The organism is Nonomuraea typhae (genome assembly GCF_009760925.1).
In the GTDB taxonomy this organism is placed as follows: Bacteria; Actinomycetota; Actinomycetes; order Streptosporangiales; family Streptosporangiaceae; genus Nonomuraea; species Nonomuraea typhae.
Genome location: NZ_VRLV01000013.1, coordinates 42,530 through 58,764, shown reverse-complemented (window position 1 = coordinate 58,764; position 16,235 = coordinate 42,530). Strand labels below are relative to the sequence as shown.

At 70.3% G+C, this 16,235-nt stretch carries 14 protein-coding genes; 7 read left to right on the top strand and 7 right to left on the bottom strand.

The genetic code is table 11. From position 1 onward, the window contains the following. Positions 1-28: 28 nt before the first annotated feature. Both FVE25_RS38030 and FVE25_RS38025 read left to right on the top strand, forming a co-directional pair. Positions 29-925: a heme/hemin ABC transporter substrate-binding protein gene (locus tag FVE25_RS38030; protein WP_157252342.1), complete on the top strand. Its 897-nt coding sequence runs from the start codon at positions 29-31 to the stop codon at positions 923-925. Beyond that, on the top strand, positions 922-2,340 hold the full coding sequence (locus FVE25_RS38025) for a FecCD family ABC transporter permease (RefSeq protein ID WP_246268074.1): 1,419 nt from the start codon (positions 922-924) through the stop codon (positions 2,338-2,340). The genes FVE25_RS38030 and FVE25_RS38025 overlap by 4 nt, the downstream gene beginning before the upstream one ends. 65 nt (positions 2,341-2,405) lie before the next feature. On the opposite strand, the gene FVE25_RS56525 is transcribed toward FVE25_RS38025, so the two are convergent. Further along, positions 2,406-3,785, bottom strand: coding sequence for an FG-GAP-like repeat-containing protein (locus tag FVE25_RS56525; protein WP_157252341.1), 1,380 nt, complete (start codon positions 3,783-3,785; stop codon positions 2,406-2,408). 56 nt (positions 3,786-3,841) lie between these two features. On the opposite strand from FVE25_RS56525, the gene FVE25_RS38015 reads away from it, so the two are divergent. From FVE25_RS38015 to FVE25_RS38005, 3 genes are read left to right on the top strand one after another with little or no spacing between them, the layout of a single operon-like run. Then, the gene (locus FVE25_RS38015; RefSeq protein WP_157252340.1) at positions 3,842-4,651 is read left to right on the top strand and encodes a MerR family transcriptional regulator; all 810 of its coding nucleotides are present in this window, start codon (positions 3,842-3,844) and stop codon (positions 4,649-4,651) included. A gap of 1 nt (position 4,652) precedes the next feature. Continuing rightward, on the top strand, positions 4,653-5,546 hold the full coding sequence (locus FVE25_RS38010) for an RNA polymerase subunit sigma-70 (RefSeq protein WP_219825830.1): 894 nt from the start codon (positions 4,653-4,655) through the stop codon (positions 5,544-5,546). A gap of 4 nt (positions 5,547-5,550) precedes the next feature. Further along, complete coding sequence (locus tag FVE25_RS38005) at positions 5,551-6,030, top strand: GyrI-like domain-containing protein (protein ID WP_157252339.1); 480 nt, start codon at positions 5,551-5,553, stop codon at positions 6,028-6,030. On the opposite strand, the gene FVE25_RS38000 is transcribed toward FVE25_RS38005, so the two are convergent. The 4 genes from FVE25_RS38000 to FVE25_RS37985 form a co-directional block, all read right to left on the bottom strand. Then, positions 6,014-7,663 (bottom strand): phospho-sugar mutase, encoded by a 1,650-nt coding sequence (locus tag FVE25_RS38000; protein WP_157252338.1) that lies wholly within the window; start codon positions 7,661-7,663, stop codon positions 6,014-6,016. The two genes, FVE25_RS38005 and FVE25_RS38000, sit on opposite strands and share 17 nt — an antisense overlap. Continuing rightward, positions 7,660-8,463 (bottom strand): purine-nucleoside phosphorylase, encoded by an 804-nt coding sequence (locus FVE25_RS37995; protein ID WP_157252337.1) that lies wholly within the window; start codon positions 8,461-8,463, stop codon positions 7,660-7,662. Before FVE25_RS37995 ends, FVE25_RS38000 begins: the two co-directional genes overlap by 4 nt. A 1-nt stretch (position 8,464) precedes the next feature. After that, entirely contained in the window at positions 8,465-9,769 is a 1,305-nt protein-coding gene (locus FVE25_RS37990) for a M20/M25/M40 family metallo-hydrolase (protein ID WP_157252336.1), read from the bottom strand. Between the two features lie 106 nt (positions 9,770-9,875). Continuing rightward, positions 9,876-10,853 carry an Lrp/AsnC family transcriptional regulator gene (locus FVE25_RS37985; protein ID WP_157252335.1) on the bottom strand — a complete coding sequence of 326 codons (978 nt, stop codon included), beginning with the start codon at positions 10,851-10,853 and terminating at the stop codon, positions 9,876-9,878. A gap of 110 nt (positions 10,854-10,963) precedes the next feature. On the opposite strand from FVE25_RS37985, the gene FVE25_RS37980 reads away from it, so the two are divergent. Next, positions 10,964-12,268 (top strand): MFS transporter, encoded by a 1,305-nt coding sequence (locus FVE25_RS37980; RefSeq protein ID WP_246268072.1) that lies wholly within the window; start codon positions 10,964-10,966, stop codon positions 12,266-12,268. A 397-nt stretch (positions 12,269-12,665) separates the two neighbouring features. Here FVE25_RS37980 and FVE25_RS37975 read toward each other — a convergent pair whose 3' ends face one another. Further along, entirely contained in the window at positions 12,666-13,097 is a 432-nt protein-coding gene (locus FVE25_RS37975) for a gamma-glutamylcyclotransferase family protein (RefSeq protein ID WP_157252334.1), read from the bottom strand. 71 nt (positions 13,098-13,168) lie between these two features. On the opposite strand from FVE25_RS37975, the gene FVE25_RS37970 reads away from it, so the two are divergent. Continuing rightward, positions 13,169-14,563, top strand: coding sequence for an NAD(P)H-quinone dehydrogenase (locus FVE25_RS37970; protein WP_157252333.1), 1,395 nt, complete (start codon positions 13,169-13,171; stop codon positions 14,561-14,563). Positions 14,564-14,776: 213 nt separating this feature from the next. Here the strand turns inward: FVE25_RS37970 and FVE25_RS37965 are convergent, their stop codons facing one another. Beyond that, entirely contained in the window at positions 14,777-16,150 is a 1,374-nt protein-coding gene (locus FVE25_RS37965) for a hypothetical protein (protein ID WP_157252332.1), read from the bottom strand. Positions 16,151-16,235 lie beyond the last annotated feature (85 nt).

Below are 16,235 nucleotides of genomic sequence, written 5' to 3'. Positions count from 1 at the left end.
AGGCTTACCTAACTTGAGGGGTGGGGTCGTGAAGCGGCGACTGGTGGCACTACTCGGGGTCGCGGTGATCGCGCTCGCCGGCTGCGGCAACGCCCAGAGCTCCACCTCCACATCCACCTCCGCCTCGCCTGCCGGCAAGCGGGAGGCCCGGATCATCCCGCTCACCGGAGACGTCGCCGAGATCGTGTTCAAGCTCGGCCTGGCCGACAAGGTCGTCGGCGTGGACCTGTCGGCCATGGGGCTGCCCGAGGCCAGGGGCAAGAAGCAGATCGGATACCAGCGGGCGCTGGCCGCGGAAGGCATCCTGTCGCTCAAGCCCACCGTCCTCGTCGGCACCGAGGAAGCCGGGCCGCCGCCGGTCATCGAGCAGCTCAAGGGCGCCGGTGTCCCCGTGGTGCTGGTACCGACCGGCGCCGCCTCCGTGGACGAGGTACCCGGCAAGATCGAGCAGGTGGCCCAGGCAGTCGGCGAGCCCGGCAAGGGCGCCACCCTCGCCGCCGCCACCAAGGCCGAGATCGACGCCGCCAAGGCCACCGTCAAGGCCGACGCCAAGAAGCCTCGCGTCGCCTTCCTCTACCTGCGCGGCCAGTCCAAGACGTACCAGCTCGGCGGCGCCGGAACCCGCGCCGACGCGATGATCACCGCGGCCGGGGGAGAGGACGCCGGGACCGCCGCCGGGGTCAAGGGCTTCAAGCCGATCACCGCCGAGGCCATGGTGGCCGCCGCACCCGAGATCATCCTGGTCATGAAGATGGGCCTCGACTCGGTCGGCGGCGAAAAGGGCCTGCTCGCACTCCCCGGCGTCGCCCAAACCCCCGCGGGCAAGAACCGGCGCATCGTCGCCCTCGACGACCTCGAACTCCTTGGCATGGGCCCGCGCACCGGCCAGGCCCTCACCAAGCTCGTCACCGCCTTCCAGCCGTGACGACCCAGAACGCGGCCACGCGGGCGTCCCACAGCGCCCGCGCGGCCGTGACCGCGGCCGAACGGGTCAACGACGCCCCCGACGCCGCGACCACGGAGCAGGGGGTTCAGCAGCAGCACGCCCCCGACCCCGTGACCGCGTCCCTGCGGACGGACACCCCCCGCCAGGCCGCACCCGCGGAGGAAGGGACGCCTGTCCCCGATCCCGCGTATGCGGAGGATGGGACGCCTGTCCCTGATCCCGCATCTGCGGAGAAGGGGGCGGCTGTTCCCGACTCCGCGCTCGCGGAGGAAGGGGATGAGCACTCCCCGGATGCCGCACCCAAGGCGGAGCGGGCACAGGACGCCCGTGACGCTGTTGCCGCACGCCGGGGCGGGGTATACGAGGCACCGCGGTCATCCGCGCCCCGTCCCGGCCGCGCGGCACTCAAGCTCGCGCTGATCCCCGCCCTCACGGTGCTGCTCGCCACGCTGTGCGTCGCGTCGGCGGGGATCGGCGCGGTTCACGTGCCCTTCGACGAGGTGCTGGCCGGCCTGGTCCAGCCGGGCGAGCACCAGGTCCTCTGGCAGATCCGCTTCCCCCGCGTGGCGCTCGCCGTACTGGTGGGCGCCGCCCTGGCCGTGGCGGGCGCGGGCATGCAGGGCGTCTTCGGCAACCCGCTGGCCGAACCAGGCGTGATTGGCGTCTCGTCGGGCGCGGCCGTGGGCGCGGTCGGCGCCATCGTGCTGGGCGTGAGCGCGTTCGGCGACTGGTCGGTGGCCGTCTCCGCGTTCGCCACCGGCCTGATCACCACCTTCATCGTGTACGGCATGGCCCGCTCCCAAGGCCGCACCGAGGTCGTGACCCTCGTCCTGACCGGCATCGCCGTCAACGCCATCGCCTGGGCCATCGTCGGCCTCTTCACCTTCATGGCCGACGACCAGCAGCTACGCTCCATCACCTTCTGGAACCTCGGCACCCTCGGCGGCGCCACCTGGCCCGTGGTGGCCGCCGTCACCCCGTTCATCGCCGCCGGCCTGATCCTGACCCCGCTCCTGTCGCGCTCCTTCGACCTCCTCGCCCTGGGCGAGCGCGGCGCCCGCCACCTGGGTGTGGACACCGAGCGGGTACGGCTGGCCGCCATCTTCCTGGCCTCCCTCCTCACCGGGGCCTCAGTGGCGGCGGCCGGAGCCATCTCGTTCGTCGGCCTGGTGGTGCCCCACCTGATCAGACTGCTGGCCGGCCCCGGCCACCGCATACTCCTGCCCGCCTCCGCCCTGGCCGGCGGCTGCGTCCTGCTCCTGGCCGACCTGCTGGCCAGGACGGTCGTGGTCCCGGCCGAACTGCCGATCGGGGTCCTGACGGCCTTGCTGGGCGGGCCGTTCTTCCTGTTCCTGCTCCGCCGTACCCGGAAGGAGCAGGGCGGCTGGGCGTGAGGTGCTCTGTGTCGTGGGGAGTGGGGATTGGGCCGGCTGGGCGTGGGGTTGTCCTGGGGAGCGGGTCAGAGTTGATCCGTGGTGAAGGTGGTCAGGATGCGTTCGCCGTCGGTCACCGAGATCGTGTGCTTGCCGCCCTCTCCGTGCGAAAGGACCACCTCGCCGTGCCCGTCGCCGTTGTAGTCTCCCGCGGCCAGCGGCTCGCCCAGGGCGCCGGCCAGGATCTCCCCGGCAGGCAGGCCATCCTGGGCACCCCGGTAGACGCGCACGCCACCCTTGGCCGTCTCGGAGCTTGATCCACCCGGAGCGGCGCCGACGAGCAGGTCGTCGTGGCCGTCGCCGTCCAGGTCGGTGGCCACGGCACGCCCCTTGGCACCGGTAAAACGTTTTTCCCGGCCGTTCCCGTAGTACACGGTCAGGGTGTCGTCCACGCCCGGCGGCTCACTCTCGAAGCCGGGCTCGTCGTTGCGTGAGCCGTCGTCACCCACCGCCACGTCACGGGTCCCGTCGCCGTCGAAGTCGCCGAAGGCGGCGGCCATGCCGGGATTGAGCTTGCGGCCCTGCGCCGCGGGCCCGCCGAGCCGTCCGGACAGCAGCCAGCCCGAGGTCTGCTCGCCGTCGTCGGCCTCGAAGACCAGCAGTCCGGTCGGCCAGGAGCCGGTACGGTCGACGGCCATCCGCCAGAACTCGCCGCCGGTCGGGGAGGGCATTTTCGCCCGGCGGGCGGGTTTGGCGTTGCGGTCGAACGGGCCGTAGAGGAGTTCGAGGGCGGGCTTGCTGGAGGTGTCGCCGGAGGTGCCTTCGGGTGCGGCCACAGTCCCTTCGGATGCGGTCACGGTGCCTTCGGGTGCGGTCACGGTGCCTTCGGGTGCGGTCACGGTGCCTTCGGGTGTGGCCACGGTGCCTTCGGGTGCGGTCACGGTCCCTTCGGGTGTGGCCATGGCCACGTCGGCGGCGCCGTCGCCGTCGAAGTCGCCGGTCACGGCCCGGTAGACGCTCGACTGGGCGAACGTCGGCGGCACGATCGGGACCGCGGTGTCCTCGGGCCCGATGCCGGCGCGGTCGCCCCAGTACACGCGGGGCAGGCCGCGCTCGTCGCCGCCCGGGTGGCCGCCGAAGGCCACGATGTCGCCGTACCCGTCGCCGTCCAGGTCCGCCTGGATGCCGGCGTCGATGATCCACGGGGTAAAACGTTTCGCCGGGATCACCGTGTTCTCGGCCGGGGTGAGGCCGTCGCGGGAGCCGTACACGATGGCCATGCGCGGCAGCCCGGAGTCGGCGATTTGGAAGACGAGGTCGGAGAAGCCGTCGCCGTTGACGTCGTCCTGGAGTTTGGCGCCCTTGATCGGGACCGCCCGCGCCGGGGACGGTTGCTCCCCGGGCTGTGGTGCGGCGCATCCCCCGACCAACAGGGCGAACACCAGCAGACCGGGGATACGCGGCATAGGGGCATCGTAGTGTTGACCCTGACACCGTGTGAGGCCGTAGACCTGGGGGAGTCATGTTCAGCATTGGAGACTTCGCCAGGCTCGGGCTGGTGTCGGTGCGCATGTTGCGGCACTACGACGCGCTCGGGCTGCTGCGCCCCGCGCAGGTGGACCCGGTCACCGGGTACCGGGCGTATCAGGCCGCGCAGCTGTCCAGGCTCAACCGGATCGTCGCGATCAAGGATCTCGGGTTCACGCTGGAGCAGGTGGGCGCGATCCTCGACGACAAGGTGAGCACCGAGGAACTGCACGGCATGGTGCGCCTGCGCCGCGCCCAGCTCGAAGCCCGGATCAGCGCCGACCTGGCCAGGTTGCGGAGGGTCGAGGCGAGGCTCCGCACGATCGAGAGGGAAGGGCACATGCGCACGGACGAGGTCGTGCTCAAACCGGTGGCCGCGATGCGGATCGCCGAGCTCAGCGGCGTGGCGGCCAGCTATGACGGCGAGGATGTCGGCCCGGTCATCAAGCCGCTCTACGCCGAACTGGTCAAACGCCTCCGTGCGGCCGACATCAAGATGACCGGACCGGGCTGCGCCTACTACCTCGCCCAGGACGACGGCACGGTCATGATCCACGCCTCGATCAAGGTGGGCGTCTCCGAGGGCGCGGACGTCGACTTCCTGACTCTGCCCGGCATCGAGACGGCCGCCACGATGATCCACCACGGCGCGATGGAGAACGTCGGCCCGACCATGCAGGCCCTGGCCCACTGGATCGAGGACAACGGCTACCGGACGGTCGGCCTGGCGCGCGAGGTCTCGCTCCACTGCCCGGCCAACCACGACGAATGGGTCACCGAGCTGCAGATCGAGGTGGCCCGCTGACGTGATCGAGCTGGAGCGCCACCGCAAGGAGCTGGCCGGGTACTGCTACCGCATGCTCGGCTCCGGGTTCGAGGCCGAGGACGCCGTCCAGGAGACCCTGACCAGGGCCTGGAAGACCTTCGACCCCGAGCGCGGCGCGCTGCGCCCCTGGCTGTACGGCATCGCCACGAACGTGTGCATCGACATGCTCCGCAGCGCCCAGCGCCGGGCCCGCGCCATGGATCTGGGCCCGGCGGCCGAGCCCGGCACCCCGTTCGGGGCCCCGATCGCCCACGAGCGCTGGGTCTACCCGATGCCCGACCAGCTCATGGACCCGGCCGAGCTGGCGGTCTCCCGCGAGTCGGTACGGCTGGCCTTCGTGGCCGCGCTCCAGCACCTGCCGCCCAAGCAGCGGGCGGTCCTGATCCTGCGCGACGTCCTGGCCTGGTCGGCCGCCGAGGTGGCCGGCCTGCTGGAGACCAGCGTGCCCTCGGTCAACAGCGCGCTCCAGCGGGCCAGGGCGACCATGCCCGCCACGGCCGAGCCCCGCCTGGAGGTGGACGAGGACCTGCTGGCCCGCTACGTGGACGCGTTTGAACGTTTCGACGTCGACACCCTGGTCGCTCTCACCCACGAGGACGCCGTCGAGTCGATGCCGCCGTTCGCCTGGTGGCTGGCGGGCCGCGAGGCCATGCGCGCGGTGCTGGTCGCCTCGGGCGGGGAAGGCTGCCGGGGCAGCAAGCTGGTGAGAGCGGGCGCCACCACGTTCGGCCAGTACCTCGACGGGGAGGCGTTCGCGATCGTGATCCTGGAGACGTCGGGCGGCCTGATCAGGGGTACGACCACGTACCTCGATCCGTTGTTGTTCCCGTTGTACGACCTTCCGATGAGTTTCGGGGGTCCCGATCGTAAGTAAGAGCATGGACATCATCGAATTTCCCGAGCGCCACTATGTCGCCGTCCGCAAGACCATCACGATGACCACGTTCGGCGTGGTCGCCGACCGCATCCCGGAGATCTACGGCTGGCTGGTCGCCCGGGGCGCCGCGATGGCCGGCGCGCCGTTCTTCCGCTTCCATGTGATCGACATGGAAGGCGATCTGGACGTGGAGGCAGGAGTGCCGGTGGCCGAGCCGGTCGAGGGGGAGGGCGACATCGTCGCCGCCACCCTCCCCGCCGGCCGCTACGCCAGCGTCCGCCATGTCGGCCACCCCGACCAGCTCCTCCCGGTCATCGAGAAGCTGCACGCCACCTCCGGCCTCGACTTCGACATGAGCGAGGAGGCCGACGGCGAGCACTGGGGCAGCCGCCTGGAGATCTACCACACCAACCCGGCCGAGGAGCCGGACATGAACAAGTGGGAGATCGAGCTGCAGTTCCGCCTCAAAGACCCAGCGTGACCTCGAGGTCCGAGGTCAGGGCGGCCAGCCCTTCGGCGGCCAGCGCCCTGGCCTCGGCCACCTCGCCCGTGACCGGCACCACCACTTCGAGGTAGCACTTGAGCTTCGGCTCGGTCCCCGACGGCCGCACGACCACCCGCGCACCCCCGGCCAGGCGGTACCGCAGCCCGTCGGTCGGCGGCAGCCCGCCCTCGCCCTTGGCCAGGTCGTCGATGCCCTCGACCGCCCGCCCGCCGAGCTCCTTCGCGGGCTCGGCACGCAGCCGCGCCATCGCGTCGGCGATGAGGGAAAGGTCCTGCACGCGCACCGACAGCTGCGAGGTGGCGTGCACGCCGTACCGCCGCGCCTGGTCGTCGAGCAGGTCGAGCAGGGTACGGCCGGCCCGCTTGGCCTCGGCCGCGATCGCCGCGATGGTCAGCGCCGCCCCGATCCCGTCCTTGTCGTGAACCGGCAGCCCGGCATCGGAGCCCACGCTGTAGCCCAGCGCCTCCTCATACCCGAAGACCAGCCCCTCACCGGCCCGCATGATCCACTTGAATCCGGTCAGCGTCTCGGTGTAGCGCACCCCGTGCGCCGCGGCGATCCTGCCCAGCAGCGAGGAAGAGACGATCGTGGTGGCCACGAGCCGGTCGCCGCCGGTGTTGGCGATCACGTACTCGCCGAGCAGCGCGCCCACCTCGTCACCGGTCAGCATGCGCCACGTGCCGTCACGCTGCGGGACGCCCACGGCGCACCGGTCGGCGTCGGGGTCGTTGGCCAGCACCACATCCGCGCCGATCTTGGTCCCGAGCGCGAGCGCCAGGTCCATCGCCCCGGGCTCTTCCGGATTGGGGAAGGCCACGGTCGGGAAGGCCGGATCGGGGTTGCGCTGCTCCTCGACCGCCATCGGGCTGGCGAACCCGGCCGCCAGGAAGGCGCCGGTCAGCGTGCCGGCCCCGACGCCGTGCAGCGGCGTGTAGGCCACCTTCAGCGTGCGCGCCCGTCCCAGCGGCAGCGCGGTGACCGCCTCGATGTAGTCGTCGAGGATGTCCTCACCCAGCTCGGTGAAGGAGCCGGCCGTCGTGGCGGACACCGGTGCGCCCAGCGGCAGTTCGTCCACCCGCCCCACGCCGTCGATGGCCGCCGAGATCTGCCCGTCGACCGGCGGCACGATCTGCGACCCGTCGCCCCAGTACACCTTGTACCCATTGTCCCGAGGCGGATTGTGGCTGGCCGTGACGGTGACCCCGGCGTCGGCCCCCAGGTGGCGCACGGCGAAGGCCAGCACCGGCGTGGGCAGCGCCCTGGGCAGCAGCGACGCGTGGATCCCGGCCCCGGTCAGCACCGCGGCCGTGTCCCTGGCGAACACGTCGGACTTGTACCTGGCGTCGTACCCGATCACCACGTGCTTGCCGGGCCCCAGCACCTCGGCCAGGCCGGCGGCCGCCCGCATGACGGTGACCCGGTTCATCCGGTTGGGCCCGGCACCCAGCTCACCGCGCAGCCCCGCCGTACCGAACTCGAGCTTCGCCCCGAACCGCTCGCGCAGTGTGTCGAGGTCGGCGCGCTCGATGAGGTCGGACAGCTCGGTGCGGGTGTCGGGGTCGGGGTCCTGGGCCAGCCACTCGCGGGCCTGCTTCAGCAGGTCGCTCACAGGCCGTCGACCACCTTGGCCAGCAGCCCGCCCATGCGCGCCGCGGTGGCCTTGCCCACCTCGAGGACCTCCTCGTGGTTGAGCGGCTCGCCGACCAGCCCCGCGCCGGGGTTGGTGACCAGCGAGATGCCGAGCACTTCGAGGCCGGCCTCGCGGGCGGCGATCGCCTCCAGGACCGTGGACATGCCGATCAGGTCGCCGCCGAGCGTGCGCAGCATGCGGATCTCGGCGGGCGTCTCGTAGGTCGGGCCGCGGAAGGCGCAGTAGACGCCCTCGGCGATCGACGGGTCGGCCGCGCGCACCAGCGCGCGCAGCCGCTTGCTGTAGACCTCGGTCAGGTCGAGGAAGGTCGTGCCGGTCAGCGGATTCGCGCCGGTCATGTTGATGTGGTCGCTGATCAGGACCGGGTCGCCGACGTTCTGCGTCTCGGGGCGCAGGCCGCCGGCGGCGTTGGTGAGCACGACCGCCCTCACCCCGGCGGCGGCGGCCGTCCGGATGCCGTGGACCACCTTGTCGACCGGCCGCCCCTCGTACAGGTGCGTACGGCCGAGCAGGATCAGCGCGTGGCGTCCCGCGCCGGTGCGCACCACGCGGATCTTGCCGCCGTGCCCGGCCACCGCGGGTGGCGCGAAACCGGGCAGGTCGGTGAAGGGCACCTCGGCGACGGTCTGCCCGAGGGCGTCGGCGGCCGGAACCCAGCCGGAGCCCATGACCAGGGCCACGTCGAAGGTGTCGACCCCCGCCGCGCCCTTCAGCGCGGCGGCGGCGTCTTGTGCCAGGGTGTAGGCGTCGTTGCTCACCTCAGTAGTTTAGGAGCAGCCTGTCGAGCACCCTCACACCGAACTGCAGCGCCTCGACCGGCACCCGCTCGTCCACACCGTGGAACATCGAGGCGAAGTCCATGTCCTTGGGCAGGCGCAGCGGCACGAACCCGAAGCCCCGGATGTTCAGGTCCGCGAAGAAGGTCTTGTTGTCGGTTCCGCCCGACATGCAGTACGGCACCGCCCGCGCGGTCGGGTCCTCGGCCTTCAGCGCCGCGATCATCGACTCGACCAGCGCCCCGTCGAAGGTGGTCTCCAGCGCGATGTCGTGGTGCACGAACTCGCGCCGCACCTTCTCGCCGATCAGCGAGTCGATGGTCTTGAAGAAGTCCTCCTCGTGCCCGGGCAGGAAGCGCCCGTCGACCACGGCGGTGGCCTGGCCGGGGATGACGTTCGACTTGTAGCCGGCGTCGAGCTGCGTCGGGTTGGACGTGTGGCTCAGCGTGGCGCCGACGAAGCGCACCAGCGGCCCGATCTTGTCGAGCACGTTCTGCGGGTTCTGGGGGTCGAACGGGATCTGGAAGGCGTCGGCCACCTCGGTGAGGAACGTCCGCACGGTCGGCGTCAGCGTGATCGGCCACTCGTGGGCGCCGATCCTGGCCACCGCCTTGGCCACCTCGGTGACCGCGTTGTCGGAGTTCAGCATGGAGCCGTGCCCGGCGGTGCCGTCGGCGATCAGCTTCATCCAGGCCAGGCCCTTCTGGGCGGTCTCGATGAGGTAGAGCCGCAGCGACGGGTCCACCTCCAGCGAGTAGCCGCCGACCTCGCTGATCGACTCCGTCACGCCCTCGAACAGCTCGGGGTGGTGGGCGGTCAGGTACTTGGCGCCGTAGACGCCGCCGGCCTCCTCGTCGGCCACCCACGCGAAGACGATGTCCCGCTTGGGCTTCCTGCCCTCGCGCTTCATCTGGCGCAGTACGGCCAGCATCATCGCGTCCATGTCCTTCATGTCCACGGCGCCACGGCCCCAGATGTACCCGTCGCGGATCTCACCGGCGAACGGGTCCACCGTCCAGTCGGCGGCATTGGCGGGCACGACGTCCAGGTGACCGTGAACCAGCAGCGCGGGCAGGCTCGGGTCGCTGCCCTCGACCCGCGTGACGACGTTGCCGCGGCCGGGCTCGCTCTCGACGTAGGTCGTCTCGATGCCGACCTCGTCCAGCCGGGCCATCACCACTTCGGCGGCGGCCCGCTCACCCGGCCCGCTGCCGTCACCGTAGTTGCTGCTGTCGACGCGGATGAGCTCCACACACAGGTCGGCTACTTCGTTCTCGGCGGGCGTCATCAGGACTCCATTCGTGAATACCGGCTTTCAGGCCGGGACGGACATGAAACACCTGCGGAGCAGGGCGAGGAGCGCTCGCGGACAGGATGCCGCCGAGGGGAGGAGGTCACGTTCTCTCCAATGTCAGCAGACCGGACTTGCGCAGGTGGCCGCGCTTGTGGGCGCGGGTGATCAGGGTGACGTTGACGTCGGTGACGTCGTCGATCGGGCCGACGACGTGGGTGAGAAAACGGTAGAGGTCGGCCTCGTGCGCCGCGACGACCTGGACGATGACCGAGTGGGTGCCCGAGGTGGCCGCGCAGTAGCGCACGTCGGGGTGGGCGGCCAGCGTCTGCCCGACCACGTCGAGCCCGTGCGGGCGCACCTTCAGCCAGATCTGCGCCTCGACCTCCAGGCCGAGCAGCGCGGGCTCGATCTCGGCGCGGGGGCGCATGAGCCGGCGGTCCAGCAGCGAGCAGACGCGGCGGCGGGCCGTCGGCAGCGAGACGTCCAGCCGCTCGGCGATCGCGGTGAAGGCGATCCGGCCGTCGGCGACGAGGAGTTCGGCGATCTCCTCCTCCAGCGGGGACAGGCCGTCCTGGTCGGGCAGCGGCTCCTCAGGGTAGACGGGGCGCAGCTCGGCGACCTCCTCCGGGGTGAGGAAGGGCGCGTGCCACTCGGCCACGGTGGTGAACGTGTGCAGCACGACCTGGGTCCGCGTCTGCAGGACGCCCTCGATCTCGGTGATCTCGGAGGTGACGATCTCGTGCAGGATCTCCCTGGTCGGGGCGACCAGTTCGGCGCCCAGATCGGCCTCGCCGGTCAGCGAGTAGACCGATCGGGTGTCCCGGCGTTCGCTCAGTGCCGCCGCGACCTTGGCCGATGCGCCGGGCCGTACCTGAACATGGAGATGGACCGGACGGCCGTGTCCGGTGCGCAGGTCGTCGTAGATCGCGGTGACCCGGAGCAGGCCCTCGCCGATGGTGCGCTGGAGCCTGCGGGCGACCGTACGTTCGTGCTCACCTATCACCCGGGCGATCTCGCCCCAAGACGCACGCGGGCTGACCTGCAGGGCTGCGATCAACCGTCGGTCGAGAACGTCCACTGAGAACCGTTTCTATGTCGGGTTTGTAAATAAATCTCAGGAGGTTTGACTATTTCGGTCGTGCACTTGCACAGTAGGGCACCATCGCACATGTAGCAAAGGAGCCCCTGGTGGCAACCTCATCGGTCGCTGAGTCGCCGCTCGGCATCCCCCGCAGCAGGGTCCGTCAGCTCGTGGCAGCCAGCATCGGCAACGTCGTCGAGTGGTACGACTGGTACGCCTACGCTGCCCTGGCCGGCTATTTCTCCGTCGCGGTCTTCCCCAAGGCCGCCGACAACTCCCTTGTGCCCTTGCTGGCCTCGTGGAGCGTCTTCGCCGTGGGGTTCTTCATGCGGCCCCTCGGCGGCCTGCTCGTCGGCTCGTTCGCCGACCGGTTCGGCCGCAAGGCCGCGATGACCTTCACCATCGTGTTGATGGGCGCCGGCTCGCTGCTGCTGGCGATCACCCCCACGTACGAGGCCGCGGGCATCCTCGCCCCGATCATCTTCACGCTCGGCCGCCTCATCCAGGGCCTGTCGGTCGGCGGTGAGTTCGCCGCCGCCACCACCTTCCTCGTGGAGTCGGCGGGGCCCGGCCGCCGCGGCCTGTTCTCAAGCTTCCAGTACGTCAGCACCACCATCGGCCAACTCCTGGCGTTGGGCCTGGCCACCGGCCTGGGGAGCATGCTGGTCACAGCCGACATGAACAGCTGGGGCTGGCGCATCCCCTTCGTGATCGGCGCCGTCCTCAGCCTCGTGGGCCTGTGGATCCGCAAGGGCGCCGACGAGACCTCACACGTCGCCCAGGAGATCCAGGAAGGCAAGGCCCGACGCCCCGGTCTCTTCGACTTCCTGCGCCACTACCCCAAGCAGGCCGCCCTCATCGTCGGCATCACGATCGCCGGCACCGTGGCCTACTACACGTGGACCACCTTCCTGCCCAACTACGCGCAGATCACCGTCACGTTCGACAAGACCGAATCGCAACTCGTGGGCACGATCTCGCTCGTGTTCTTCATGATCCTGCAGCCGCTGCTCGGCATGCTCTCGGACCGGATCGGCCGCAAGCCCATGCTGATCACCTTCGGCGTCGCCTTCACCCTGCTGCCGGTGCCCCTGCTGGGCATGCTGACCAACTCCTTCGCCAGCCTGCTGCTCATCCAATGCCTCGGCATGATCTTCCTGGGCTGCTTCACCTCGGTCTCGGCCGCGGTCAACTCCGAACTGTTCCCGACCCACGTCCGGGCGGCGGGCGCGGGCTTCCCGTACTCGCTCACGGTCGCGCTCTTCGGCGGTACGGCACCGCTCATCGGCACCGCGTTCATCGACGCCAAGAACCCCGGGTTGTTCCCGTGGTACATGTCGGCCCTGGCCCTGATCTCCACGCTCGTCTACATCTTCGCCCTGAAGGAGACCAAGGACCAGCCACTCCGCTGACCCCAGAAAGCCCCCGGCACCTGCGCAGGTGCCGGGGGCTTCGCGCGCCGGGTGGTGGCCAAGGGCACGTACTCCACCGGACGTCTCGAGGCGGACGAAGCTGCAGCGGCCGAGTCCGAGACGAGCGTTCACACGGTCGTGAGAACGGAACCCAGCCTGCACCACGCCGTTCAGATATATGCACGACATGATCGCGTCTGCGGTAGACCCCGCCTGGCCTGCCGGCACACTGGACGTCTGCAATATCCCCCAGACCCCGCCGAACTGCCTTGACCCGGGCTTGCCCCTTGAAGAAGGGCGCCCGAAGGACCGCCAGGGGTCGAGCCTTGGCTCGACTGGAAGAACGCCTGGAGCCCTCACGCGCGAAGCGCGCGACGGCGTAAGACCATGCCTTTAGCTAGTCGGCCTTGCAGGGGCGGCCGCGTAGTTCCTTCACGTAGTCGTCCGGGGCCCCTGCCTTCTCTGCCGCGTCGGCCAGCGAACCCAGGTAACGCGCCGCCGGCAGGCCGCCCTCGTAGGCGTCCAGGACGTAGAACCAGGCGACGACCTCGCCCTCCAGCGTCTGCACCCGCAGCCGCACCTTGTGGTACACCCCGCGGGCCGCGCCCTCCCACTGGTCCAGCGAGGATTCGTCGAACTCGGGCACGTCGTAGAGCACCACGAACACGTGCTCGTCGGGGGCTTCGACGATCGTGGCCAGGGCGTCCTCGCCGCCGAATGTCAGGCGCCAGCCCTGCAGCCATCCGGCGCCCCGCACCGGTGAGTGCGGCGCGCGCAACGCCATCTGCCCCGAATCCAGGTTGCTGCCGTATGCGGCGTAGACAGGCACAGCAGATAAGCGTAGCGTCCCGGCCCCGCCCCGTTCGCCCGCTGCTTCGGCGATGCGGAAGAATGGTACACGTGACTAGGATCGTGATCATCGGTGGCGGACCAGGCGGCTACGAGGCGGCTCTGGTGGCGGCGCAGCTAGGCGCGGACGTCACCATGGTCGAGCAGGACGGGCCAGGCGGCGCCTGTGTGCTCACCGACTGCGTGCCGTCCAAGACCTTGATCGCGACCTCTGTGCGCAAGCAGGCGCTGCTGGACGCGCCCTCGCTGGGCGTCGGATTCACCGGTGGGCTCGACGGTGACGTCGGCGTGGCGCACGTCGATCTTCCGCTGGTCAACAAGCGGGTTAAAGAACTGGCCCAGGCTCAGTCGATGGATATCGAAACGCGCGTGGCGGCCGAGGGCGTGGAGATCATCAAGGCGCACGGGCGGCTGGTGGACCCGCAGGTCGTCAAGGCCGGTGAGCGGACGATCCGGGCCGACGTCGTGCTCGTGGCCACCGGGGCGACGCCGCGCATCCTGCCGGGCGCCGAGCCCGACGGTGAGCGGATCCTCACCTGGCGCCAGCTCTACGACCTCGACACGCTGCCCGAGCATCTCATCGTCGTCGGCTCCGGTGTCACCGGAGCCGAGTTCGCCGGCGCCTATCGTTCGCTCGGCTGTGAGGTGACGCTCGTCTCCAGCCGCGACCGCATGATGCCCAACGAGGACGCCGACGGCGCCGAAGTGCTCGAAGAGGTCTACCGCAGGCGCGGCATGAACGTCATGGGCCGCTCGCGCGCCTCCTCGGTCACCCGCACCGCCGACGGTGTCCTGGTCACCCTGGAGGACGGCCGCGTGGCGGAGGGCTCCCACGCGCTCATGACCGTCGGCATGATCCCCAACACCACCGGCATCGGCCTGGCCGAGGCCGGGGTTCAGCTCGACCGCAACGGCTTCATCAAGGTCGACAAGGTCTCGCGCACCTCCGCGCCCGGCGTCTACGCGGCCGGCGACTGCACCGGCGTGCTCATGCTCGCCTCGGTCGCCGCCATGCAGGGCCGCATCGCCGTCTGGCACGCGCTCGGCGAGGCCGTCCAGCCGCTGCGCCTGGCGACCGTCGCCTCCAACATCTTCACCGACCCCGAGATCGCGGCCGTCGGCGTCGCCCAGAGGTCCATCGAGGCCGGCGAGATCGAGGCGAACGTGGTCAAGCTGCCGCTGGCCACCAACGCGCGGGCCAAGATGTCGGGCTTCAACGACGGCTTCGTCAAGCTCTTCTGCCGCCCGCACACCGGCATCGTCCTGGGCGGCGTCGTGGTGGCGCCCCGGGCCTCCGAACTCATCCTGGCCGTCTCGGTGGCCGTCCAGCAGCGCCTGACCGTGGACCAGCTGGCCCACACCTTCGCGGTGTACCCGTCGCTGTCGGGCAGCATCACCGAGGCCGCCCGCCGCCTCATGCAGCCGGAAGCCGCGATCGGCCTTTAAGCCCCTAAGTCTTCTAGGCCCACAGACAACCGACCGGGGCCGGGACATGATGCTCATGTCCCGGCCCCGGTCGTTGAGTTCCCGCGCCCTTTGTCTACGAAGGGCCGTTACGGCGGGCACCACGTCCGACGTGAGAAGCGATCCCCACGATCGGCGCGCGCCCACGTCGGTGCGTGGCGTGGGCGGCGGCCCGCCGTAGCTTCAAAGCGCGATCTACCAGTCGCCGCCGCCGAAATCGCCGCCGCCGAAGTCGAAGCCGCCTCCGCCGCCGAAGTCACCGCCGCCGAAGTCACCGCCACCGCCGAGGTCGCCGCCGCCGTCGGCGTAGCCCTCCGCGTAGCCGGCGCCGTAGCCGCCCATGCCCCAGCCGCCGCCGAGCATGCTGCCCATCATGGTGCCGATGAACATGCCGGTCATGATGTCGCCGAAGCCGCCGTAGTAGCCGTAGGCGTACGGCTGGTAGGCCGGGCCCGCGTCGTAGTACGGGCGGCGCTGGCCGTCGACCATGACCTCGCGCATCTGCGGGTCGAAGCCGCGCTCGACCGCCTCGGCGTCCATCGCGCAGGCGGGGACCTCGCGTACGGCGCCGCCCGCCGGTGCCCAGCTCACGTCGCGCACGGACGGCCCGTGCTGCGGGTTGAAGAAGCACGGTGCCCGGCGCTCGGGGATCGGCTGGTTGTTGACCCTGGCCTTCACCACGGCGAGGGAGTAGCGGCCGTCCTCCAGCGTCTGGGTGACCTCGCGGATCTGGTCGGACCGCTCGATCGTGGCCAGCTGGGTCTTGGCCTTCTCGTAGGAGTCGAGGGCGTGCTGCCACTCGGTGATGTGCTGGCCGCCCTCACCGGCGAGGGTGACGTCGGTGTCGAGCGCGGTGATCTCCTCACCGAACTTGGTGACGTCCTCGTCGACGGTCGACTTGACCATCGCGAGTTCCTTGGCCTGCTTCTCGGCGAGCTTCTTCTTCTTGTTCTTGGAGTACAGGAAGTAGCCGCCGCCACCGACCAGGGCGACGACGCCGAGGCCGATCAGCGCGCCGGTGCCGCTGCCGCCGCTCGGCGAGCTGCTGCCCAGGGCGGACTTGGGCTTGCCCTCGGCCAGCAGGTTGACCCGGTCGACGAACTCCTTCATGCCGCCGACGAGGTCGTTCTGGTGGTTGTTGACGGACAGGCGGGCGATCTGGCCGGTTTTGTTGTTGCCGAAGTTGGACCCGGCGAACAGCGTGGAGCCGTCGAGCACGGCGACCGTGACGTGCCCGCTACCGGGGCCGCCCTTGGCCGTGATCGTGGCGTCGCCCAGGGACTTCACGTAGGTGGCCACGTCGGTGACGCTGCCGTCGGGCAGGGCCGCGACGTAGATGTCGCTCTTGGAGTCCTTCAAGGCGGACCGGAGCTCTGACTGCTGGTCAGAGGTCAGCGCGGAGCCGTTCTCCACATACAGGCGATCCTTCTTGTCCTTCCAATAGGACACAACGGCCTGGGCGTCAGGCGGCGCCGCGGCGTGTGCAGCGGGGGACAGCGCGAATACAGCGAGTAGACCGGCGATCAGAGCCGCGGTCGCGGCCCCCGCTCGGCGCAGCGAGTGGGTCATGGGCAGCAAGCCTCCTTCGCCCTTCAGGACGAACGGGCGGTCGGGAAAGTTCCTCCACCCGCACGTTACCTGTCCGCGTGACATT